The sequence below is a fragment of the Dyadobacter bucti genome (assembly GCF_005869225.1).
Lineage (GTDB): Bacteria > Bacteroidota > Bacteroidia > Cytophagales > Spirosomataceae > Dyadobacter > Dyadobacter bucti.
In genome coordinates this window covers 509,802-529,983 of record NZ_SWFP01000001.1, presented here as the reverse complement: position 1 = coordinate 529,983, position 20,182 = coordinate 509,802, and the positions used below count along the sequence as shown (strand labels likewise).

Below are 20,182 nucleotides of genomic sequence, written 5' to 3'. Positions count from 1 at the left end.
TATGACTGAATTTAAAAGCACTATTAAAACCCGGTTCCGAATTTCAATGCTGGCTTTGCTGAGTTGCTCCCTTACTTCGCAAACTCCTGCGGCAGCGCAAAAAACTGGTGCCAAACCCAATATTGTGGTCATTTTTTGTGACGACATGGGCTATGGTGACCTGGGCGCATTCGGGCACCCGACCATTATGACACCCAACCTGGATCGCATGGCTGTGGAAGGCCAGCGATGGACGAATTTTTATGTTGCCGCTCCGGTATGTACACCAAGCCGTGCCGGACTGATGACCGGCAGGCTGCCCGTGCGGAACGGTATGGCCAGCGAGAAAAGGAGGGTGTTGTTTCCGGATTCAAAGGGCGGACTTCCGCAGACCGAAATCACGATCGCGCGTCAGTTGAAAACGGCTGGGTACAATACTGCCTGCATCGGGAAGTGGCACCTCGGGCACCTGCCGGAATACACACCGAACGCGCATGGTTTCGATGAGTATTTCGGCATTCCCTATAGCAATGATATGGATTTTGTGGGAACTGACAGAAAAGACGCATTTCTGCATCCTAAAACCGATTATTTCAATGTGCCTTTAAAGCGCAACGACAAGATACTTGAACAGCCGGCAGATCAGCATACGATCACTAAAAAATATACCGAAGAGGCTGTTAAGTTTATCAAAACAAAAAGGGACAAGCCGTTTTTCCTGTACCTGGCGCATTCCATGCCGCACGTTCCTTTGTTCCGTTCCAAAGAATTTGAAAACAAAAGTCTGAGGGGATTATATGGAGATGTAATTGAAGAGATTGATTGGAGCGTGGGACAGGTTCTTAAATCGCTGCGGGAAAGCGGACTGGCAGAAAATACACTCGTTGTTTTCACCAGCGACAATGGTCCCTGGCTTACATTCCGTACACAAGGCGGAAGCGGTGGCCTGCTTACCGGAGGGAAAGGCGGTACTTTTGAAGGAGGTATGCGTGAGCCGACGATTTTCTGGTGGCCGGGCAAGATAAAGCCTTCGGTCCGTCCTGAAATCGCGACTACGCTGGATCTTTTTCCTACTCTTTCAAAACTGGCTGGTGCAAAGGTACCGACCGACCGGGTTTACGATGGATTTGATATCACCCCTGTCGTTTTCGGAACGGGTAAAAATCCCCGGGAAGAAGTACTTTATTATCGGGATACAGATGTTTTTGCGATTCGTGTAGGTGCTTATAAGGCGCATTTTGTGACCCAGGACGAATACGGTTCTACGGAAAAAACAGTACACAATCCCCCGCTTTTATACAACCTGAATGAAGACCCTTCGGAGAAGTACGATATCTCAAAGGATAATCCCGAGATCGTCGCCAAACTTCAGGCAGCACTGGCCAAGCATCAGGCCACAGTTGTGAAGGTCGAGAATCAGCTGGAGAAGTAAAAAATATTTTTTTTTGCATAAAACTTGGATGTTATTCTTATAACTATTAGTTTAGCAACGATAATTCCTCGCACGCCTCTGGTTTCACTCGGATCTAAGCGCAATTTGCGAGGATTTTTTTTGCACACACTCTCCTCATGTTCATGAATTACAGCAAGCACCCATTTAGGGTTGATCAGCATTTACAGCTTCTCATACAACGTGGATTGCACGTTCCAGACCACGAAAGAGCTAAAAAGTACTTATCCAATATTGGGTATTACAGGTTAACCGGCTATATGCATCATCTGCAGTACAACGACGGATCCCATTCTTTCAGAGAAAACGTAAAGTTCGATGATGTGGTCGCTCACTACCATTTTGATAAAGAGCTCAGAATTCTGCTGAGTGACTATTTAGCCAGGATCGAAGTGGCGCTAAGAGCCAGATTGATAGACAAATTCAGTATTGCCCACGGGTTTTATTGGTATCAAAAGGAAGATTTGTACGTGGACAAGAACGTGTTCCGTGTAGTTAACGAAGAAATACAAAAACGGTTCAATCAGACCCAGGAACAGTTTGTCAGATCATTTAAATTGAAATACATAAATGAAAAGCTTCCTCCATGCAACATGGGTTTGGAGCTTTTAAGTTTTGGTAAGCTCTCCAAACTTTACGAGGGTCTCAAAAATGATGAGGAGAAACAAAACATTGCGGAAGAATTTAAACTCGTGAGCAAAATTTTGTCTTCCTGGCTGAGACATCTTACAAACGTCAGAAATGTATGTGCCCATCATTCCAGACTTTGGAACAGGAGGTTTACCGCCGATCAGCCTCAGATACCTTCCCGGAAAGCCTTTAAATTTCCTGATAACGTTCCCAATAATTTCAATTCTACCCTTTACGGAGTTATATCTATTATGAACCGGCTGCTGGAAGCTATTAATCCCGGTAATGCCTTCATCAAAAAGATGCTTGAATTGATAGAAAAATTTCCAGGCATAAATTTACATTTCATGGGATTCCCGGATAACTGGAGAGAGGGCCCTGCCTGGAAACTCTAGGTTATCCTATCACTTCCTCCAATCGACGCTTTTAAAAACAATAGCCTTATACCCATCGCGCTCGTATAAAACGCCGATCGTGTTTTTGCCGGTTTTGACGATGTCGGAGTAGGCTGTGAAGTCTTTTTCTCCTTTTGTGCTTTTATCAATCACGTATTGCTTCGTCCATGTCTGGCCATCGTCGAAGCTGATGCGCAGCGTCAGGTTGTCGCGGGATTTTGTGTCTGCGGCATTGGAAAAGGCCAGGATGTTTTTTGATTTATTTTTGCCAATTGTAATGATGCTGCCTTCACAAACCGGATCGGGCAGGTTATGGTCGAAATAAGTGGTATCCCATTTTTCCCCGCCGTCCCGGCTGACTGCCACGATGCGTGCCCTTACATCGCCTTTCTGATTTCTTGCATTGAACATGAGCCTACCTCCCGAAATTTCCGCAGCAGTGGATTCATTGGAGCCTTCGAAAGAAATGGTTTCGCTGAGTTTAAATGTCTTGCCATGGTCATCAGTATAAAATCCGTGCGCCTGGTAATCGGTGGAATGAGGCTTCGGGTCTCCCGCTGAATGATTGGCGGCGACGTACATCCTGCCTTTGTACTTCCCTGAAACAAACTGCATGGCATGTCCGGGCGTATTCGCATAGCTGCGCCAGTCTTCTCTGAAATTGTATTTAAGATCAACGTCCGGCTGTTTGGGCCGGTGGACCTGGGTCGTGATATTGACAGGCTCCGACCAGGTGACTCCGGCATCGGCGGAAGTTTTGTACCAGACTTCGCGCAACCCTTTTCCTTTCCGGACTTCGTTTTCATGGTTGTTGCCTGTATTGTAAAACAAGAAAAGCCTTCCTTTCGGAAAAGCCGGATCACTGATGTCGAAAACCGGGGCTGGGTTGCCAGCCTGAAGTTTGTCATAGGCAGCCACGGTACTGATCCCGGACCAGGTTTTGCCACCATCGCTGCTTCTTTTCATTACAATATCAATATCACCGAAATCGCCCGCGCCTTCAACCCTTCCTTCGGCGAAGGCCAACAGGTCGCCATTACCAGCGCGGACAATGGCCGGAATCCGGAATGACTTGAAACCTTCGGTTCCCGAAACGAAAACGGGAATTTGTGCGATCAGCGAAAACGGTAATAAACAAAGGACAAATAATGTGGTTAAGCGTTCAGGAAATTTCATGATTCAATGCGGTTGGTTAATGTTTCTGAAAAACTGTTTTCGGAGACTTGATGCAGTATTTGTTGTAATAATCGGGCGCAGTACCATTCCTGCCGGGGCAAGTGAAAAGGACCTTTGAAAAGATTTCCTTTTGCAGTCTGGGCTACCGAGCCGTCGCGGTGCAGGTATCCAAACCATTCCCCATGTTCTTTGTCATGAAAATGTGCATAGGAATAGTCGTGCACCATTTTGTGCCAGCGCGCGTATTTTTCATCGCCGGTCAGCGTGTAAGCTAGCAAAGTAGCGATGATCGCTTCGTTATGCGGCCACCAGAATTTCATATCCTGCCAGTACTCCTGCACCGGTTTCTCAAAAACATCCCGGAAATAAAATACGCCGCCGAATTCTGTATCCCAGCCTCGTTCCCACATATAATCCAGCATTTTGCAGCCCAGCTCGACAAGACGCGGATCATTGCTGCGGTACCGGGCTTCATGCAAAATAAACCATGCGCCCTCCATTGCATGGCCGGGGTTCAGCGTCCGGCCGTCGATATGGTCGATGATACTGCCGTCGGGAGCAACCTGCTCCATCACACACCGGATATCGTGTTTTACAAAATCCGTTTCAATTTCCAGGATACATTGATCAATGTACGTGTCGCAGCGCGGATCTCCTACTGTTTCCCGGAGCTGCTGTGCTGTGTTCATCAATATCATCGGAACGCCGATCCCTTTCGCCGGGCGGACGGGAGTGAATTTGGGAAGGAGTAAACCAGGAGTACCGGCATACTCCAGACATTTGCCAAAAAGGTATCGTGCTTTTTCAGCCGCTTGTTCATCGCCACTGGCTTTGGCATAAGCTGCATTGGCAATAACTGCAAAAGTTTCGGAGAAAAAATACCTTCGTTTTCGGATCGGCTGGCCGTCGCGGGTCATGTGGAAAAACATCTGCCCATCGGTATCGAAGCAATATTTGTTCAAAAAGTCAATGCCTGATTTAGCACCACCCAGCCATTGCGGATTCGGTTCAACCGTATTATATAAGGTAGCCAGAAGCCACGCCGCACGTCCCTGTATCCATACAGCCTTATCGTCGTCGATCAATGTTCCGTCATGGTCGCGCATGAGAAGATAACCTCCATACTGTTTATCGACCGATCTTGGAAACCAGAACGGCACAGTGTCGTGCAGCAGTTGATTTGTGTAGAACTGCTGTAAATCAGCAAGATCTGTTTTTGTGTAACCCATTTTTGTGTAAACTTTCGGCCGTCAGCTTTAGGCTGTCGGCTTTTTCTTTAAAAAATATTAATCGATAAAAAACAAATTGTCACTGAAAGCCGGTAGCCGACGGCCGAAAACTGATAGCCGAATGCCAAAAGCTACCCCCGCATGGTCAATCCCTCAAGTGCCTGGTCCTTAGGCATCAGCAAACTGAACACATACCCGAAACAAACGCAGCTGACCAGACCTGTAAAAGCGTACATCAGCAAATGCACGGAGGTATATTGCTGGATCAGGATCTGTGTCACACAACTCACCGCCATGCCTGCCATCACACCATTTCCATTGGCTTTTTTTGTAAAAATCCCTAAAATAAACGCACCGCCGATGCTACCCGTGAACAGCCCCAAAATGGTATTGAACTTATCCCACAAAGATGACACGCCTTTGTGGGCCATATACAATGCTATGCACGTGACAAAAATCCCGAGGAGCAAAGTGGCAGTCCGGGCGAAAAACAGCGTTTGTCTGGGCGTTACCTCCGGATATATCTTTTGATAAAAATCGGTGGTCAGCAAAGTTGCGGTGGAGTTCATGCTGGCTTCGGTGCTGCTCATCGCGGCGGCAAAGATCCCGGCGATCAGCAGACCGGAAAGTCCGGCCGGGAGCTGGCTCACAATGTACCAGGGGAAAATGTTGTCCTGGTTTTCGAGGGCCATGTTAACTTCCCCAGGTTGCTCGCGGAAAAATAAGAACAACAATGTTCCTATGGAAAAAAATACCAGCGTCGACGGCAATGTAAGCCAGGCACCGAGTTTCAGGCTTTTAATGGATTCTTGTTCTGATCTGGTCGTGAGGTAACGCTGTACGGTCGTCTGGTCGGTGCCGTAAGTGAGCAGATTGATCGCCAGCCCGCCGACCACCACCACCCAGAATGTAGGCTCGGAAAAATCAAAACGGAAGTCGAAAACTTTTAATTTTTCGGCATTTTGTATCACATCCAGCCCGCTTTTCCAATCCTGAATATGGAACGGAAGGTAGAACAGACAAAACAATGCGCCCGTCGCCAGGATCAGGACCTGGATTACTTCTACCCATATCACCGCTTCTATTCCTCCTTTGACTGTAAAAAAGATGCTGATTGCGCCGATCATAATGATACATACATTAATATCAATACCTGTAACCAACGTAAGCGCAATGCTCGGCAGCAGGACCACAATGCCCATCCGCCCGATCTGCAAAAGCACATAGAGTGCCGACGCCATTACCCGGGAACCATAATTGAAACGTTTGCCCAGATATTCGTAAGCGGAAGTCACATGCAGCCTGCGGTAAAACGGGATGAAATAGGTGGCGACGACGGGCATGACCATGATGATCGTCATGAGCATGAAAAAGTACGTCCAGTCGGTAGCGTAGGTTTTTGCGGGGATTCCCATAAAAGTGATCGCGCTCAGTTTTGCACCAAAAATACTGATCCCTGCCGCCCACTGCGGAATACGTTCGCCCCCTTTGAAATAATCGTCGGTATTGCTGGTTTTTCCGGTAAAAAGAAACCGCCCGGCTGTCATCATGAGAAAGCAAAGGAACAATACTGCAGAATCGATCCAGGAAAAGAGAGCTTTATGCTGAATCGTGCCTATGGTAATGACCGGCGTGCGTGTTCCCGGTTTGATTTCACCGCTCGGAATAAAAATAGCATCGCCCCACTTCACTGCTGTCGTCGTAACCTGGCTTTGTCCTGGAAGTGCGCCCGTTTTTATCCAGGCGTTGGTGACGGTATTGTAGAGGTATATATCCTTACTGAAGCCGGGGTGGCTGGTGAGCAATGCTACTTTTTCATTCTGCAGTTTTTGTTTTTCGGCCTCGCCGCCTGCTCTTGCGATTTTTGCATTGAAAGTTTCTATTTTGTTAAAAATATCCCCTTTATCGCCGCCAAATAACAGAACGTAAGAAGCACCGCTCGCGACTCCGGTTCCCGCGGAAAGGGTCGTAACCGTTTTTCCATCATTAATATCCGCATGTTTTTGCCATTTACCCAAAACAGGATCATAGGAAAAAACAGAACTGTGCAGATCGCTGATGCCCGAAGCATTGCTACTGCGGCCGCCGAAGACATAAATACAAGGATGCGTTCCATTGCTTTGGGACACCATAACAGAATGCGACATGGCTACCGGAAGAGGAGGTAAGGTCTCCCATTTTGGGTCCGTAGCGGCCAGGTCCATCTTGAAAAAGGCATCCGATACTTTGCCGTTTTCTCCGCCTCCTATATATATGGTACTTCCGACGCTCGTTGCGCATGCATTGGCGATGGCGACAGGCAGCTCAGGTAATGTTTTAAAAATCGCTTTGTTCGCGGAAGCATCCCATTGCATCAGAAAAACTCCCCGGCTGTTGCCGCTTTCCGTTTCTCCGCCGAGGCATACGATCCCTTCGGGAATGGTGACGCTGGCGCCGTAGGCAATTTTCCGTTTCAGGGTATTCGCGGCAGCAGTTACCGGGCTGTATTTTCCGTCCTTTTTTTGCAGTACATATATGATGTTGTGAAAAACCTTTTTTCCCTCTTCCCAGGGTTTGGCGCTGGGGAAGTTGGCACCGCCTGCAATCATCAGAACGTCGTTATGGATTCCGGTAAAGGCGCCGGCAACACCCGGGTGCCTCAAGTTGTTATTTAAAACCGGAAGCTCGGCCACATCGGACCATGCGATTTCGTTTGCCTGCTGGGCAAAAACAGTTGGGAACATAAAATGTATGCAAAGTATGAGACAAGAAATGGAAGATTTCTGGATCATATCAGATCGTTTACAGCCTCTGACTGAGATTTGAAAGTGTCGAAATTCAATGCTGTTACATCTTTTTGGAACATTTCAAATTGCTCGTCTGACATGTTTTTGACCGGCAGCCGGAACTTCCCGCAATCAACTCCTACCAGTTTCATGTAGTTTTTGCCGACAGAGATACCTCCGTATTTACCCAGAAGGCGGATCATATCAATGGATTTTTGCTGCAATGCACCGGCCCTGGCCAGATCGTTGTTTTCAAATGCCGCGATAAGGTCATTGTACAGGGGCGCCGCGTAATTGAAAGTGCTGCCGACCGCGCCTTTTGCACCGATAGCCAGTGCAGAAAGCATGTTTTCATCCCTTCCCCAGAGCATGTCGTATTTGCCGTTTTTGTAATTCAGGCAAGTCTGGAAATCCATAAAATCCTCATGGGTATATTTGACCCCCGCGAAATTGGGCGCTTTGCCGTCCATGGCCTGCAATAGATCGAACATCGGAAAACCCACACCCGTCAGTACAGGAATATGGTAATAATAAAAAGGCATGTCGGGAACCGCTGCGGCCACGGCCAGGCAGGACTGCGCCAGCATTGTTACATTGGCGGGTTTGAAATAAAACGGGCTGGTGAAGGAAACTGCATGCAAACCAATTTCCCGTGCATGTATTGCCAGTTCAATGCAGTCGGCAATGCAGGTACCTCCCAAAAGCGTCATGACCTTGAAATCCGGATCGTTTTGGGTACATGCCGCCCAGCTTTCTGCGACCTGTTTTTTTTCTGAGACGGTCATGGAAACCCCTTCGCCTGTGGAGCCGCAGATAAATGCGCCGGTGACGGCATTTTGTTTCAAAAATTTATAATAAGCGGGAATAATGGCCGTGTTGATGCCCCCGTCTTCCAGCATAGGGGTAAATGGTGCGGCGATCAGGCCTTTCAAATGAGCGTTCATTGGATTGATTTAATGTTTTATTGAATATAATTTATTTTTTTAATCATATTTTCGTTGCTGCGTATCCAGGCTTTGCTTCAGAGAATATTTGTGCAACAATTATATGTTCCGGTGCGCTGCACCTCAATTTCTTCTTTGTTGACATTTTGCTACCTATATGTCGGTGCGCTGCGCCGGGTGATTTTGGTTCTGGGGATATTGAGTCTTGTGAACCATGTCCTATTTATTGAGGTGCACTGCACCAGCGGATGCGTTATTGCGGCCGGGCGGTGTTGTAACCTGGCGTTTGTTTTACCAGCGGATCGTTGGTCCAGATGGCAGCTTCAACCGGCCATAAAATCCGGTAGCCTTGTGTGGTTTTGTCCAAAACACCATAAGGGTTACCCGAAGCCTTGAAAACCATTGGATCGGAACCGTATTTCATCCTGCGGAGGTCGTACCAGCGTTTTCCTTCGTACACAAATTCCTTGCTGCGTTCCGCGAAAATCGCGAGTTCGTTCGCATCCTTTGATGTGCTTACAAACGGTTTCGGATCCGTGGCAGGTGCAAAAGCACGGTCGCGCACTGGTTTGATGTAGGGTGAGGGATCACCTCCTTCTGCATTGACGATTTCTGCCAGCATCAGGAGTCTGTCTGCTTCGCGGTATACTGGCCAGTCGTCGGAGAAATATCTTTTGTTGGCATCGATAGTCCCGAGGAACTTCACCAGCGCGGTATTTTTAATGGTGGCGACAAAAGGTTTCACATCGGTATTTACTTTATAGTAATCATAAAAAGTTGCGTTCCGGCGCGTGTCTTTTATATCATAGGATTGAAAAAGCTCGAAAGTGTAACCGTATCGCTGAATGACCTGCTGGGAATTGGTAGCAGCCAGTTGCAACGGGTCCACCAGGAAATTTCCTACTCCGGCGCTGGCCGTCGAATCCTTGTAATGCAGTCCGTTCATGTTGAATGTGGAATAGGTATAGGAAGCCACATTGTTCATTTCGGCCTCACCGACCCGGAAACGGATCGCGAATATAATCTCGCTGTTGTTCTTTTGAGAATAGCTGAAAACGTTCGCAAAGTTGGGTAGCAGGCTGCTGCCGGTCACAGCATTCAGGGCGGTCTTGGCTTCTGCCAGATCGGCGGTGATGTCAAACACTTTTGCAGACCACAAAAACACCTCACCTTTCAGCATATACGCAGCCTGGGGCGACCACTGACTTTTATCACCCACTGCAGCCTGCGACCCGAAGAGTGAGACCGATTTGTTCACGTCGTTTTTTACAGCTGCCAGTACTTCTTCTTCGGTTGCCCGCTCTTTTCTTAACAAAACTGCGTCCGTGGTACCATTCAAAACTTCCGCTTCCAGCCGCAGCGGAACGCCTCCATAGGTGCGCAACAGATGAAAATAGTAATATGCACGCATGGCATACGCCTGTCCGAGAAGGTAGTTTTTTCTGGTTTCTGGCAGAAAGCTGATCGCCTCTACCTTCTGGATAAACAAGTTGATCTGTAGAATCGGGCCGTAAAAGCCAGCCCAGCTTGTGACGCCAGACGAAGTTTCTTCCAGGCGCTGCTCTATGACCGGCAGCTCGTTCAGGGAAGTTGCCTGCCTGTCGACATTGCTGTAGCCACCTCCGCGCATCTCGCCAAGGCGGACAAACTGGAACTGGTTATCACGGAACTGCTTGTGCAGTCCTATCATGAAATTGGAAACCTGGGATTCATTTTGCCAGAAATTGGAATCTCCGAAATAATCTTCTGGCACAAGATCGAGCGCATTATTGCAAGAGGCGGTCATCAGTGCGAACATCGCACAGCATATATAATATCTGATTTTTTTCATTTCAAAACGGCAGTTAAAAAGTGAAGTTTGCGCCCAGTATAAGGGTGGTAGGAATTGTGTATGCGCTGTTCTGTGAACCGGTGCGTTCGGGCAGGTTGATCATTTTATTCCGAAGATAGCCGAGGTTCTGGCCGGTTACCGTAAAAGTCAGGCCTGCGATCTTGGCCTTCCGGATGATCGTGGCGGGGACCGTGTAGCTCAGCGAAACTTCCCGGAAAGCCAGGTAATTGGAATTGACCCAGAACATGCTGCTCGGTCTATCAAAGTTTTTGGCATTGAGCTGGTCGGCCCAGGTGTAGCGCGGATATTTTGCATTTGGATTGTCGGGCGTCCAGGTATCTTTCACTGAATCGGTGACATTGAATTCTCCCTGAAAGCTCCCCAGTGACCACATTTGCTGGAAATCCATTTGTTTGTGGCCCAAAGCAAAATCCATCCTGGCAAACAACGACAGGTTTTTCCACCTGACGGAAGTATTAAAACCACCCGTCCAGCGCGGCAGGGTACGTCCAAGCGATACCATATCCCGGGTGTCGATGGTGTCGTTCTGATCCAGGTCTTTCCATTTCATATCGCCGAGCTGGGTGGAGATATATGTACTTCTGTTCAGGCCGAGCGACGAGATCAGTGCTGCGCTGGCGACTCTTTTGCCGGCAGCTGATCCATATTGCACCTCACCGGCGGCAATATCTATCTTGTTATAGCTGCCCAGGTCGCCGTCATTCCGGATGATGCCGTCACTTACGTAACCAAATATTTCTCCATATTCCTGCCCTTCCTGTAATCCGCCTGCCCAGATGACGCTACCTGATTTGCGATCGAAAATACGTTGTCCGCCCTGACGGTTGTTGTCGTTTCCATTGTAAGGAAGTTTCAAAACCAGGTTTTTATTCCAGGCAGCATTGGCCCCAACCTGAACGGAAAAGTCTTCCTTCTGTACTAACTTCAGAGTGGTTTCCAATTCTACGCCCCGGTTACGCATACTTCCGTTGTTGGTGCGCAGGCTGGCGACCCCGGAGGATGTCGGAAGAACTACATTTGCAATTTTGTCCGTTGTAACGCGGTTGTAGAAAGCCACATTTGCCGTAATGCGGTTATTTAAAAAGCCCATTTCCAGACCGGCTTCCACGGTGTTTGTCTTTTCCCATTTCAGATTTGGGTTGGCGACTCCGGTCTGCAGAAAGCCGATAGTACCGTTGTATGCAGTCTGCGAGCCATAGGAACCTTGTAATTCATAAATGCCGATGCCGTTGGCCGTACCGATTCCGATGTTGCCGTTCTTACCATAGCTCGTCCGGAGTTTCATGAATGAAAGCCAGTTTTCCAAAGATGCCATAAATGCTTCCTTGTGGATCAGCCAGCCCGCAGAAAACGCGGGAAATGTGCCAAACTGGTTATCTCCGATCAGCCGTGAATAACCGTCGCGGCGCACGGTGAAAGAGGCGAGATACTTCCCGTTCCAGTCATAGTTCAGCCTTCCGAAGCCGGAAATAATCCGTTCTTTATTGTGATAGGAGTCAATGGTGCGGGTATTGGCATCGTTAATGGTGAGTGAAAGGTCCTGGAAATCGTCGGTTGGCGCCAGTCGTCCGGCTGCTCCAAAACCTTTGTTATACTCTTCGTAATATTCCAAACCGGCCATTGCATCCAGGTTATGCCCGCCCGACCATTCCTTATTGTAATTGGCAACTGCATTGTAAGTTTGCCTGATCGTCCGGTCAAAAGAAGATGAGCTTGATCTGTCACGGTTCCAGCCTGTGTTAGGATTGGTAGTACTCATGATCCCGATCCTGAAATCGCGGTTGAAAGATTCACCCACCGACTCGTCATACATAAGTATACCTCCGATTTTCAGAAAAATAGCATCGGTAAAATTGATCCTGAAAGCCTGTCCCAGCGTGAATTTGTCCGACTGGTTGTTCCTTTTGTATTTATCAAAATTAATAGCGGGATTGCCGTCGCTGGCATCCCGGCCCAAAATCAGCTCCCCGGCTGCATTGGTACCGCGCATGGTAGGGGGAGCCGAAAGCATCCTTCCCCAATAGTTTGCTTCTCCGTTTTGCAGGGACTGGTCGCGCCAGTTGGCTTTCGCAAATGCCAGGCTGCTTTCCGATTTCAGCCAGCTTTTTATCTTATAATTGCCATTTAATGTAAAGTTGAGGCGACGGTAAAAGGTGCCCAGCGACAGCCCGTCTTCATTATAATAGCCCAGATTGGCATAGTAGCCGCCTTTTTCATTCCCGCCATTCATGCCGATATTGTAATCCTGAGAAATAGCAGGTGATTTAAACGCATAATCGCCATAATTAAATTCCTTGTAAATCAGGTCGGCGTGGGTTCCGTTGGGATCATAAGCACCTGTTTCATTGGTAGCAACCGGGTCTTTCATTGTTTTCCAGCCATCATTGGCAGAGAGCAGTTCGCGGTTTACGTCGGTGAGCCGCATGGTGCTCCATATCGCTCGGGAATCGTAGTTGCCGTCCAAAATGTTGCCATTTGCATCCTTGTAAAGGTTCCCGGTTCCTCTCGGGCCTACGCCGCTTAGCAGGGACGAAGTGGCCGTGCCGTTTTTGATGGCTTCCAGTACACCGAGCCGCGTCCATCTGATGTAGTCCTCTGCTCCTACAAAGTTGTAAGGGATATTCAGAAAATTGATCCCGGTTTTACTTTTAAAAGTGATGGAAGATGAGCCGGACTTTCCTCTTTTTGAGGTGATCAGGATCACGCCATTGCTCGCTCTTGCTCCGTAAATGGCTGTTGCAGAAGCGTCTTTAAGCACTTCCATGCTTTCGATATCCTCAGGGTTGATCTCGCTGAGCGAGCCCCTTACCTGTCCGTCTACCACGATCAGCGGACTTCCGCTGCCGTCAAAATTGGTACCTCCGCGTAAAATGATCGTAGGAATGGAGCCCGGCCGGCCGGTTGCTGTCGATACCCTTACCCCGGCTATGGTCCCGGCCAGCGCCTGGGCCGGGTTGGAACGCATACCGGTTTCAAGGACTTTCGAATCGAGTTTGGCGATGGAAGAGGTGATTTTGGTGCGGCTCGTGGAGCCATAACCGGTTACCACGACCTCGTTTAATGCAGACACATCGGGTTTCAGCTGGATATCGAGCCTGGTTGAATTCCCCACCGGCACTTCGTGGACCACATAGCCGATCATCCTGAACTGGATGATATCCTTTGCGCTTGCCGGAATAGAATAGTCTCCATCAACGGAGGTTTCGGTCGTAACGTTCTTGCCTTTCAGTAGTACGGTTACGTTGGGCACGGGCTGGTTGTCGTCCGCGGATACCACTTTGCCAGTTACCACTCTGCCGGGCTGGGCATGGAGGAATGTGGCGGCGAGGAGGCCCGCGATGCCGAGACAGGCTTTTAACAGAATAAAACTGAGTCTCATAAAAAGGTATGGTTTAAATTGTATTATGTATGACATAATAAAGGTAGAAAAATTAGAATGTTGATTGCAAGCATCTTGCAAAATTTATTTTGGCCCGAGGGTTTTTTTAGAGAAAAAGAGCTTGATAATAAGAGGAAAAAAAGCAATTTTGTCAGACATAATACGGCTTAAAACTGCATGGACGATATTTTCCAGAGTATAAAAACAATAGATACCAGTTCGCTGGTCGACAAGGTAGAGAGCAACCTGATCGAACTGTTCATCGAAAAAAACTTTAAAGTAGGGGACTCCATTCCGAAAGAACTGGAACTGGCCGAGTCGCTCGGGGTGAGCAGAACGGTCGTGCGGGAAGCGATGCTCCGGCTGCGGCTGATGGGCCTGATCGAATCCAAAAAGCATAGGGGGGCGGTGATTACAAGCCCGGACCTGGTATCGATCCTCGAAAAAAGCATGAACCCGAAAATCCTCAATGACGGGACCCTGAAGGAGATTTTCGAGATGCGTTTGTCGCTGGAAATCGGAATGGCTGATTTTATTATGGAGCGCGTCACCCATGAGGATATCCGTGCGTTGAAGGTTTTGGTTAAAAATGAGCCTGCTGCTTCTGATAAGATGCTTTTTCAGATAGAACATGAAATCGCTTTTCACGGTAAGCTCTACGACATTACCCGGAACCAGACCATGAAAAAATTCCAGCGGCTGCTATTGCCGGTTTTTGATTACGTTCATAAAAGCGGTTTGTTAAGAAAAATGCATGCTGACCGAATGTTCGTTTCCCATCAGGGTATCGTCGATATCATCGAAACGGGCAATGCCGAGATGTTACGGAACGCGATGCGCAGCCATCTTGAGAACCATTTTGCGAGATTATTTGAAAAATCTTGAGGTGAGGTAGGGTACAGAATGGATATTTTGTCCTAATTTATATACGGACAATTAAATTCTGGCTCGTGAACCTGGAACTGTTTGATGATTCTCAAAATGAATATGCTGAGCAGAAAGAATCTGCCGGTAAAATTGTCCCGCTTGAACATAACACCCGTGAGCAGGACAGGGAATTTTTTATCCGCAAGACATTTGAAGAAGATCCGGCCAAAGGCTACGAACTGCTTTTCCGGACCTATTATACGGCATTATGCAGCCATGCAGTCCGTTTTGTGTACAACAAAGAAGTAGCCGAGGACCTGGTCGCAGAGATATTCTACAATTTCTGGAAAAAGAGCCTTCACGAACAGATCACTTCCTCTTTCAGGGCTTACCTTTTTACTTCTGTCCGGAATAAATGTTTTACCTACATCAAGTGGGAATTTGAAAAAATCCATAATGAGGAATTGCAGGATGATCTGAAATCTAACCTCCTGCTTCCCGATCATATCATGGAATTTGACGAATTGTATCTTCAGATCGAAAAAACGATCAGTCTGCTGCCGCCCCAGTGCCAGCGCGTGTTCATTATGAGCCGCTATGAAGGGAAATCCTATCTGGAAATCGCCGAAAAACTCGGAATATCCGGCAAAGCCGTGGAGGCGCACATCAGCAAAGCACTCGGTATCCTTCGGAAATCTCTCAAGAATATCCTCTTTCTTCTTAAATAATAGTATGCCGGGGTAGGGTTGCCGCAAAGGAACTGGTCTTCCTTTTAAAGCAGCATTTTACAGAAAGCATGAAACCTCAATTGGCAAAAGAGATTGTCTTTATCTATTTCGCGGGCAATGCTACGGTCTTGCAAAAAAAACTGATCGAAGAATGGCTGGAAGACCCGGACAATGCCGAAACCTATTTTGAATGGATCCAGGAATGGGAAATGAGCCGTCCGCAGTTTTTGCCGGACGTCGGCGGCGCTTTCGAAAATATGAAGCGCCGGATCGATTCCGGCGATCAGCCTGAACCGTTGTATGAACCCGGCACCGGTGTATCAACCGGCTATCGGAAGCGATTCATGAACGGCTGGAGATGGGCTGCGGTATTCCTGATATCCGCAGGTTTAGGTGGTTATGTCTTCCGGGACGGGCTGCTGTATCAGCGCTACCGGACGGGCTACAGTCAAACCCGGACACTGCTGCTCACAGACAGTAGTACGGTTGTTTTGAACCCCAATTCCGAACTGAAATTGCTGCGCTGGGCCTTCGGGATCTTCGGCCGGGAAGTGTTTCTGGATGGAGAAGCTGCATTTGTAGTGAGGCATAAGGTTGATCACCAGTCGTTTATCGTCAATACGACCGACAATGGAAAGGTTACCGTGCTCGGCACCGAGTTTTTTGTGTATACCCGGAAAAAGGACACCCGGGTGGTCCTTAACAAAGGAAAGGTGCAGATTTCTTCCCAGCACATCCGTAAGCCCCTCGACATGAAACCGGGTGAAAAGGCATCTATCAATGCCGAGGGGATGATCGAGATCAAGCCGCTGTCGAAAGTCGAACTCTCCGATCCGGCAGCTTGGAAACAGCATCTGTTCCGGTTCGATCAGACTGCCCTTATTGATGCGGCAGAGCAGCTCAACGAAGTTTTTGGTGTGGAAATCGTGGTAGAAGACCCGGTACTTTCCGCGAAAGAAGTAACAGGCACTTTCAAAGCCCGGGAAGCCGACGAGCTCCTGACAGTGTTTGCCGAAATGCTGGATATGACCGTGCAGATCCGGCAGGATAAAGTATATCTGACCCCCAATCCATAAGTACATATATATAACTACTGATTTATCTTAAATTATCTTAATCATGAACCTACAATTACCTCCGGCAAAAACGGTTTGCCTTTATGTAATGGTCAGCTTGTTCCCTTCGATGGTTTTTGCTCAGCTCTTTGCATCTGTTGCAAGAAAACAGACCGAAAACAAGTCTGTGCAGCCGCTGAAATTAAGAGATGCTCTTTTAAAACTTAAGGAAAACTACGGCGCCGATATTCTGTTTGCCGAAGAGTTACTGGAAGACCTTAAAGTATCTCCGCAGCAGATCAGCTCAGACAAGACATTGGAACAGAACCTGAATGCGCTGCTCGCCTCTACCGGGCTTACCTACAAGAAAATAAAGGAAAATACTTATGTGGTACTGGCGGCAAAGGGTCGCAAGAAAAAGGAAAATCCGGCTGTAACGCGGGATATGTCTGACAATCAGGATATGCGTGGTGAAACGGCTATGCCAGCACAGGTACTGCACGCAAATGCGGCCGGTCACAATTTGCCTGTCGAAACTACCGTAAAAGGAACCGTGAAAGACGCAAAGGGGGAGGCGCTGATCGGGGTGAGTGTATTGGTAAAAGGAACCACGCGGGGTACAGCAACGGACGTTTCCGGTAATTACGAGATCGTGGCCGACGACGCGGCTGCCACGCTGGTGTTCTCTTTTGTAGGCTATGTGCGGCAGGAAGTGGTAGTGGGTAACCAGTCTGAAATCAACATTACTTTGGCGGAGGACACTCAGAATTTGTCAGAAGTGGTGGTTACGGCTCTGGGTATTAAACGAGATAAAAGGGCATTGGGCTATTCTGTGCAGGAAATCGGAGGTGAAGCTATTTCGACTGCGAAAGAAGCAAACCTGGCCACGACACTGGCGGGGAAAATGGCCGGTGTGCAGGTGACAAGGTCAGCCAACGGAGCAGGGGGCTCTTCGAGGGTGGTGATCAGGGGGACCAATTCATTGGTGGGGAACAGCCAGCCTCTGTACGTGATAGATGGTATCCCGATGGACAACAGTAATCCGAATTCTCCGGGAAGCTCCGGTGGTATCGACTACGGCGACGGTATCTCGAACATCAATCCCGAAGATGTGGAATCCATTTCTGTGCTGAAAGGACCCAATGCAGCAGCATTATACGGACAAAGGGGAAGTAACGGCGTTGTGCTGATCACAACCAAGTCCGGGAAATCCCGCAAAGGTATCGGGATCAAATACGGCGTTGATTATTCAACCGGCGATGCGTTGGTACTGCCTGATTTTCAGGATGAATACGGACAGGGGCTGGACGGTAACTTCACACATTTTCGCGGAAATGACGGAAAAATCTATACCTGGGCCGCTGCTCAGGCCGGAAACATACAGGGAATGCCCAAAACCAGCGGCGGCCGCGACCGTTTTACACGATCAAGCTGGGGTCCCAGAATGGAAGGACAGCAATATGAGGATCAGTGGGGGAATGTGCTCAGTTTCTCGCCGCAGCCGAATACTTTTCAGAAGTTCTTTAAAAGGGAAACGCAACTGGTGAACAATCTCAGCCTGGAAGGCGGGAACGACAACATCAATTACAGGCTCTCTTACGGCAACACCAACATTGACGGATATACACCGACCAACACCCTGAAACGTAATAATGTAAACCTCAGGACGGTTGCGAAACTTACTTCCAAGCTGGAACTCGACGTAAAAGCCAATTATATAGGCCAGAAAGGGGCCAACCGGCCGACAGTTTCCGATGCCAGCGATAACCCGGCTTACCTTTTTATCAGCCAGCCCAGGAGTATCCCTATGAGTGTACTTGCCAATTCGGCCTGGACCGCCGAGGACATCAGCAAGCAGCTTGGATACGGAACCGTTCCTTTTGTTGGGATGGAAAAAACCTATGCTACCAATTCTTCCACAGCGAACCCATACTGGACTGTGGACCATACCAAAAACTTTGATGACCGCCAGCGGCTGCTTGGATTGATCAGGCTGAGTTATCAGTTTAATGACTGGATCCGGCTGACTGCTAAAACCGGAACGGACTTTTACACCGATCAGCGCCTGCGTTACAGGGAAAAAGGAACCTATCAAAGTGCCAACCGCAACGGGGATATTTCGGAGCAGGTAACCCGTGTCCGGGAGGATAACAGTGACGTATTGCTCTCGCTGACACCGCAATTGTCCAAAAACCTGTCGCTTGGACTGAATTTGGGAGCGAATCACCAGAAGTTTTATTCCCGCACAACTGGTAATACCGGAAACGAATTCATTGTGCCTAACCTTTATGCGATCAACAATACGCTGATCAATTCGTATGTTTTCGGACTTACGGAATCCTCGATCAACTCGGTTTATCTGTCTGGCCAGGTAGGGTATAAGGAGTTTTTGTTCCTGGATTTTTCGGCAAGAAATGACTGGTCTTCCACGCTTTCACCACAGAACAACTCCTTTTTCTATCCGGCCGTCAGCGCGAGTTTTGTGATTACCGACGCTTTCAATATCCGGAGCGATGCATTGAGTTTCCTGAAATTGAGAGGTTCCGTGGCCCAGGCGGGTAGCTCAGGTTCTCCCTATCAGCTTACAGGAACTTATTCCCTTGACCAGAATGCCCACGGAGGGGTGCCGCTCGCTTCTTTTGCGTCCACAATTCCAGACCCTAACCTGAAAAACGAGCTGACCACTTCCATAGAGGTGGGTGTGGAAGCGCGGTTTTTCAAGAACCGTGCGGGACTTGCTTTTGCCTATTATAATGCATCTACAAAAAACCAGATCCTGGACGTTCCGCTACCTCCTTCAAGCACTTTTGCGTCACGAAGGATCAATGCAGGAGAGATCAGAAACCGCGGGGTCGAACTTACATTGAACGGAACACCGGTTAAAACAGCCTCTGGCTTTACCTGGGATGCAACTTTCAATTTCTCGCGTAACCGGAACCAGGTTGTCGCCCTCGCGGACGGTGTCGATACCTATGTGCTGGGAGCTGACCGCGGTGTGAATGTGGTGGCCGAGCCTGGTAAAGCTTTCGGAACGATCATTGGAAACGGCTTTCAATGGCTGAGAGACGCAAACGGAAACCGGCTGATCGACCCGGTGAGCGGACTTCCCCTGAAATCGAATTCAAAGTTCCTGTATGAATTGGGCAACGCGCTTCCCAACTGGATCGGCGGCTTCAACAACAGTTTCCGTTACAAGGGAATAGCGCTTTCGGGCTTGCTCGACATCAGTCAGGGAGGCAAAATCTATTCGCAAAGTATGCGGGAAGAACTGGTTTACGGCACAATCAAGAAGACATTGCCAGGACGTGACGGCACCTATGTAGCAGAAGGGGTCGTTGCCGCTCAGGGCGAAAACGGAACCTGGACAGGGACAGGCCAGCCCAACACCAAGCAGGTACGGGCGCAGGATTACTGGAATGTGGTAGCACCTGACAAGGATAATGTGATTCCGGAAGAAATGCTCAATGATGCAAGCTACGTCATTTTCAGAGAGCTCACGCTCAACTACCAGCTGCCTGCGGCATTGATCAGCCGGACGCCTTTTAAAAGCATCCGGGCTGGTATTTATGGCCGTAACCTGTTTTATCTTCAGCGTAAAACGGAAGGATTTGCGCCGGAAGCTTCATCATTTAATGTAAACAATTCTTCGCTTGGGCTGGAATCCACTGCGCTGCCGCTGCTGCGTTATTTCGGGGTGAGCCTGAATGTAGAATTGTAGTTATATCAACCTGAA

General features: G+C 48.5%; 12 protein-coding genes. 6 read left to right on the top strand and 6 right to left on the bottom strand.

The features are described 5' to 3' along the window. Position 1 precedes the first annotated feature (1 nt). Both FBF61_RS01935 and FBF61_RS01930 read left to right on the top strand, forming a co-directional pair. The gene (locus FBF61_RS01935; protein ID WP_229214881.1) at positions 2–1,411 is read left to right on the top strand and encodes a sulfatase family protein; all 1,410 of its coding nucleotides are present in this window, start codon (positions 2–4) and stop codon (positions 1,409–1,411) included. A gap of 137 nt (positions 1,412–1,548) precedes the next feature. Then, on the top strand, positions 1,549–2,454 hold the full coding sequence (locus tag FBF61_RS01930; RefSeq protein ID WP_138475477.1) for an Abi family protein: 906 nt from the start codon (positions 1,549–1,551) through the stop codon (positions 2,452–2,454). A 9-nt stretch (positions 2,455–2,463) separates the two neighbouring features. Here the strand turns inward: FBF61_RS01930 and FBF61_RS01925 are convergent, their stop codons facing one another. The 6 genes from FBF61_RS01925 to FBF61_RS01900 all read right to left on the bottom strand — a co-directional run bounded on the left by FBF61_RS01925 (position 2,464) and on the right by FBF61_RS01900 (position 13,799). After that, positions 2,464–3,630: a sialidase family protein gene (locus FBF61_RS01925; protein ID WP_138475476.1), complete on the bottom strand. Its 1,167-nt coding sequence runs from the start codon at positions 3,628–3,630 to the stop codon at positions 2,464–2,466. After that, positions 3,627–4,859 carry an AGE family epimerase/isomerase gene (locus tag FBF61_RS01920; RefSeq protein WP_138475475.1) on the bottom strand — a complete coding sequence of 411 codons (1,233 nt, stop codon included), beginning with the start codon at positions 4,857–4,859 and terminating at the stop codon, positions 3,627–3,629. Before FBF61_RS01920 ends, FBF61_RS01925 begins: the two co-directional genes overlap by 4 nt. A 131-nt stretch (positions 4,860–4,990) precedes the next feature. Continuing rightward, positions 4,991–7,582 (bottom strand): sodium:solute symporter family protein, encoded by a 2,592-nt coding sequence (locus tag FBF61_RS01915; protein WP_138475474.1) that lies wholly within the window; start codon positions 7,580–7,582, stop codon positions 4,991–4,993. Between the two features lie 44 nt (positions 7,583–7,626). Further along, positions 7,627–8,568 carry a dihydrodipicolinate synthase family protein gene (locus FBF61_RS01910; protein WP_138475473.1) on the bottom strand — a complete coding sequence of 314 codons (942 nt, stop codon included), beginning with the start codon at positions 8,566–8,568 and terminating at the stop codon, positions 7,627–7,629. A gap of 253 nt (positions 8,569–8,821) precedes the next feature. Continuing rightward, positions 8,822–10,399: a RagB/SusD family nutrient uptake outer membrane protein gene (locus FBF61_RS01905; protein WP_138475472.1), complete on the bottom strand. Its 1,578-nt coding sequence runs from the start codon at positions 10,397–10,399 to the stop codon at positions 8,822–8,824. Positions 10,400–10,412: 13 nt separating this feature from the next. Continuing rightward, on the bottom strand, positions 10,413–13,799 hold the full coding sequence (locus FBF61_RS01900) for a SusC/RagA family TonB-linked outer membrane protein (RefSeq protein ID WP_138475471.1): 3,387 nt from the start codon (positions 13,797–13,799) through the stop codon (positions 10,413–10,415). A gap of 177 nt (positions 13,800–13,976) precedes the next feature. On the opposite strand from FBF61_RS01900, the gene FBF61_RS01895 reads away from it, so the two are divergent. From FBF61_RS01895 to FBF61_RS01880, 4 genes are all read left to right on the top strand, one after another. Continuing rightward, complete coding sequence (locus tag FBF61_RS01895; protein WP_138475470.1) at positions 13,977–14,684, top strand: FadR/GntR family transcriptional regulator; 708 nt, start codon at positions 13,977–13,979, stop codon at positions 14,682–14,684. A gap of 65 nt (positions 14,685–14,749) precedes the next feature. Beyond that, positions 14,750–15,394: an RNA polymerase sigma-70 factor gene (locus tag FBF61_RS01890; protein WP_229214880.1), complete on the top strand. Its 645-nt coding sequence runs from the start codon at positions 14,750–14,752 to the stop codon at positions 15,392–15,394. A gap of 68 nt (positions 15,395–15,462) precedes the next feature. Next, the gene (locus FBF61_RS01885; protein WP_138475469.1) at positions 15,463–16,470 is read left to right on the top strand and encodes a FecR family protein; all 1,008 of its coding nucleotides are present in this window, start codon (positions 15,463–15,465) and stop codon (positions 16,468–16,470) included. Between the two features lie 43 nt (positions 16,471–16,513). Further along, positions 16,514–20,167 carry a SusC/RagA family TonB-linked outer membrane protein gene (locus FBF61_RS01880; protein ID WP_229214879.1) on the top strand — a complete coding sequence of 1,218 codons (3,654 nt, stop codon included), beginning with the start codon at positions 16,514–16,516 and terminating at the stop codon, positions 20,165–20,167. Positions 20,168–20,182 lie beyond the last annotated feature (15 nt).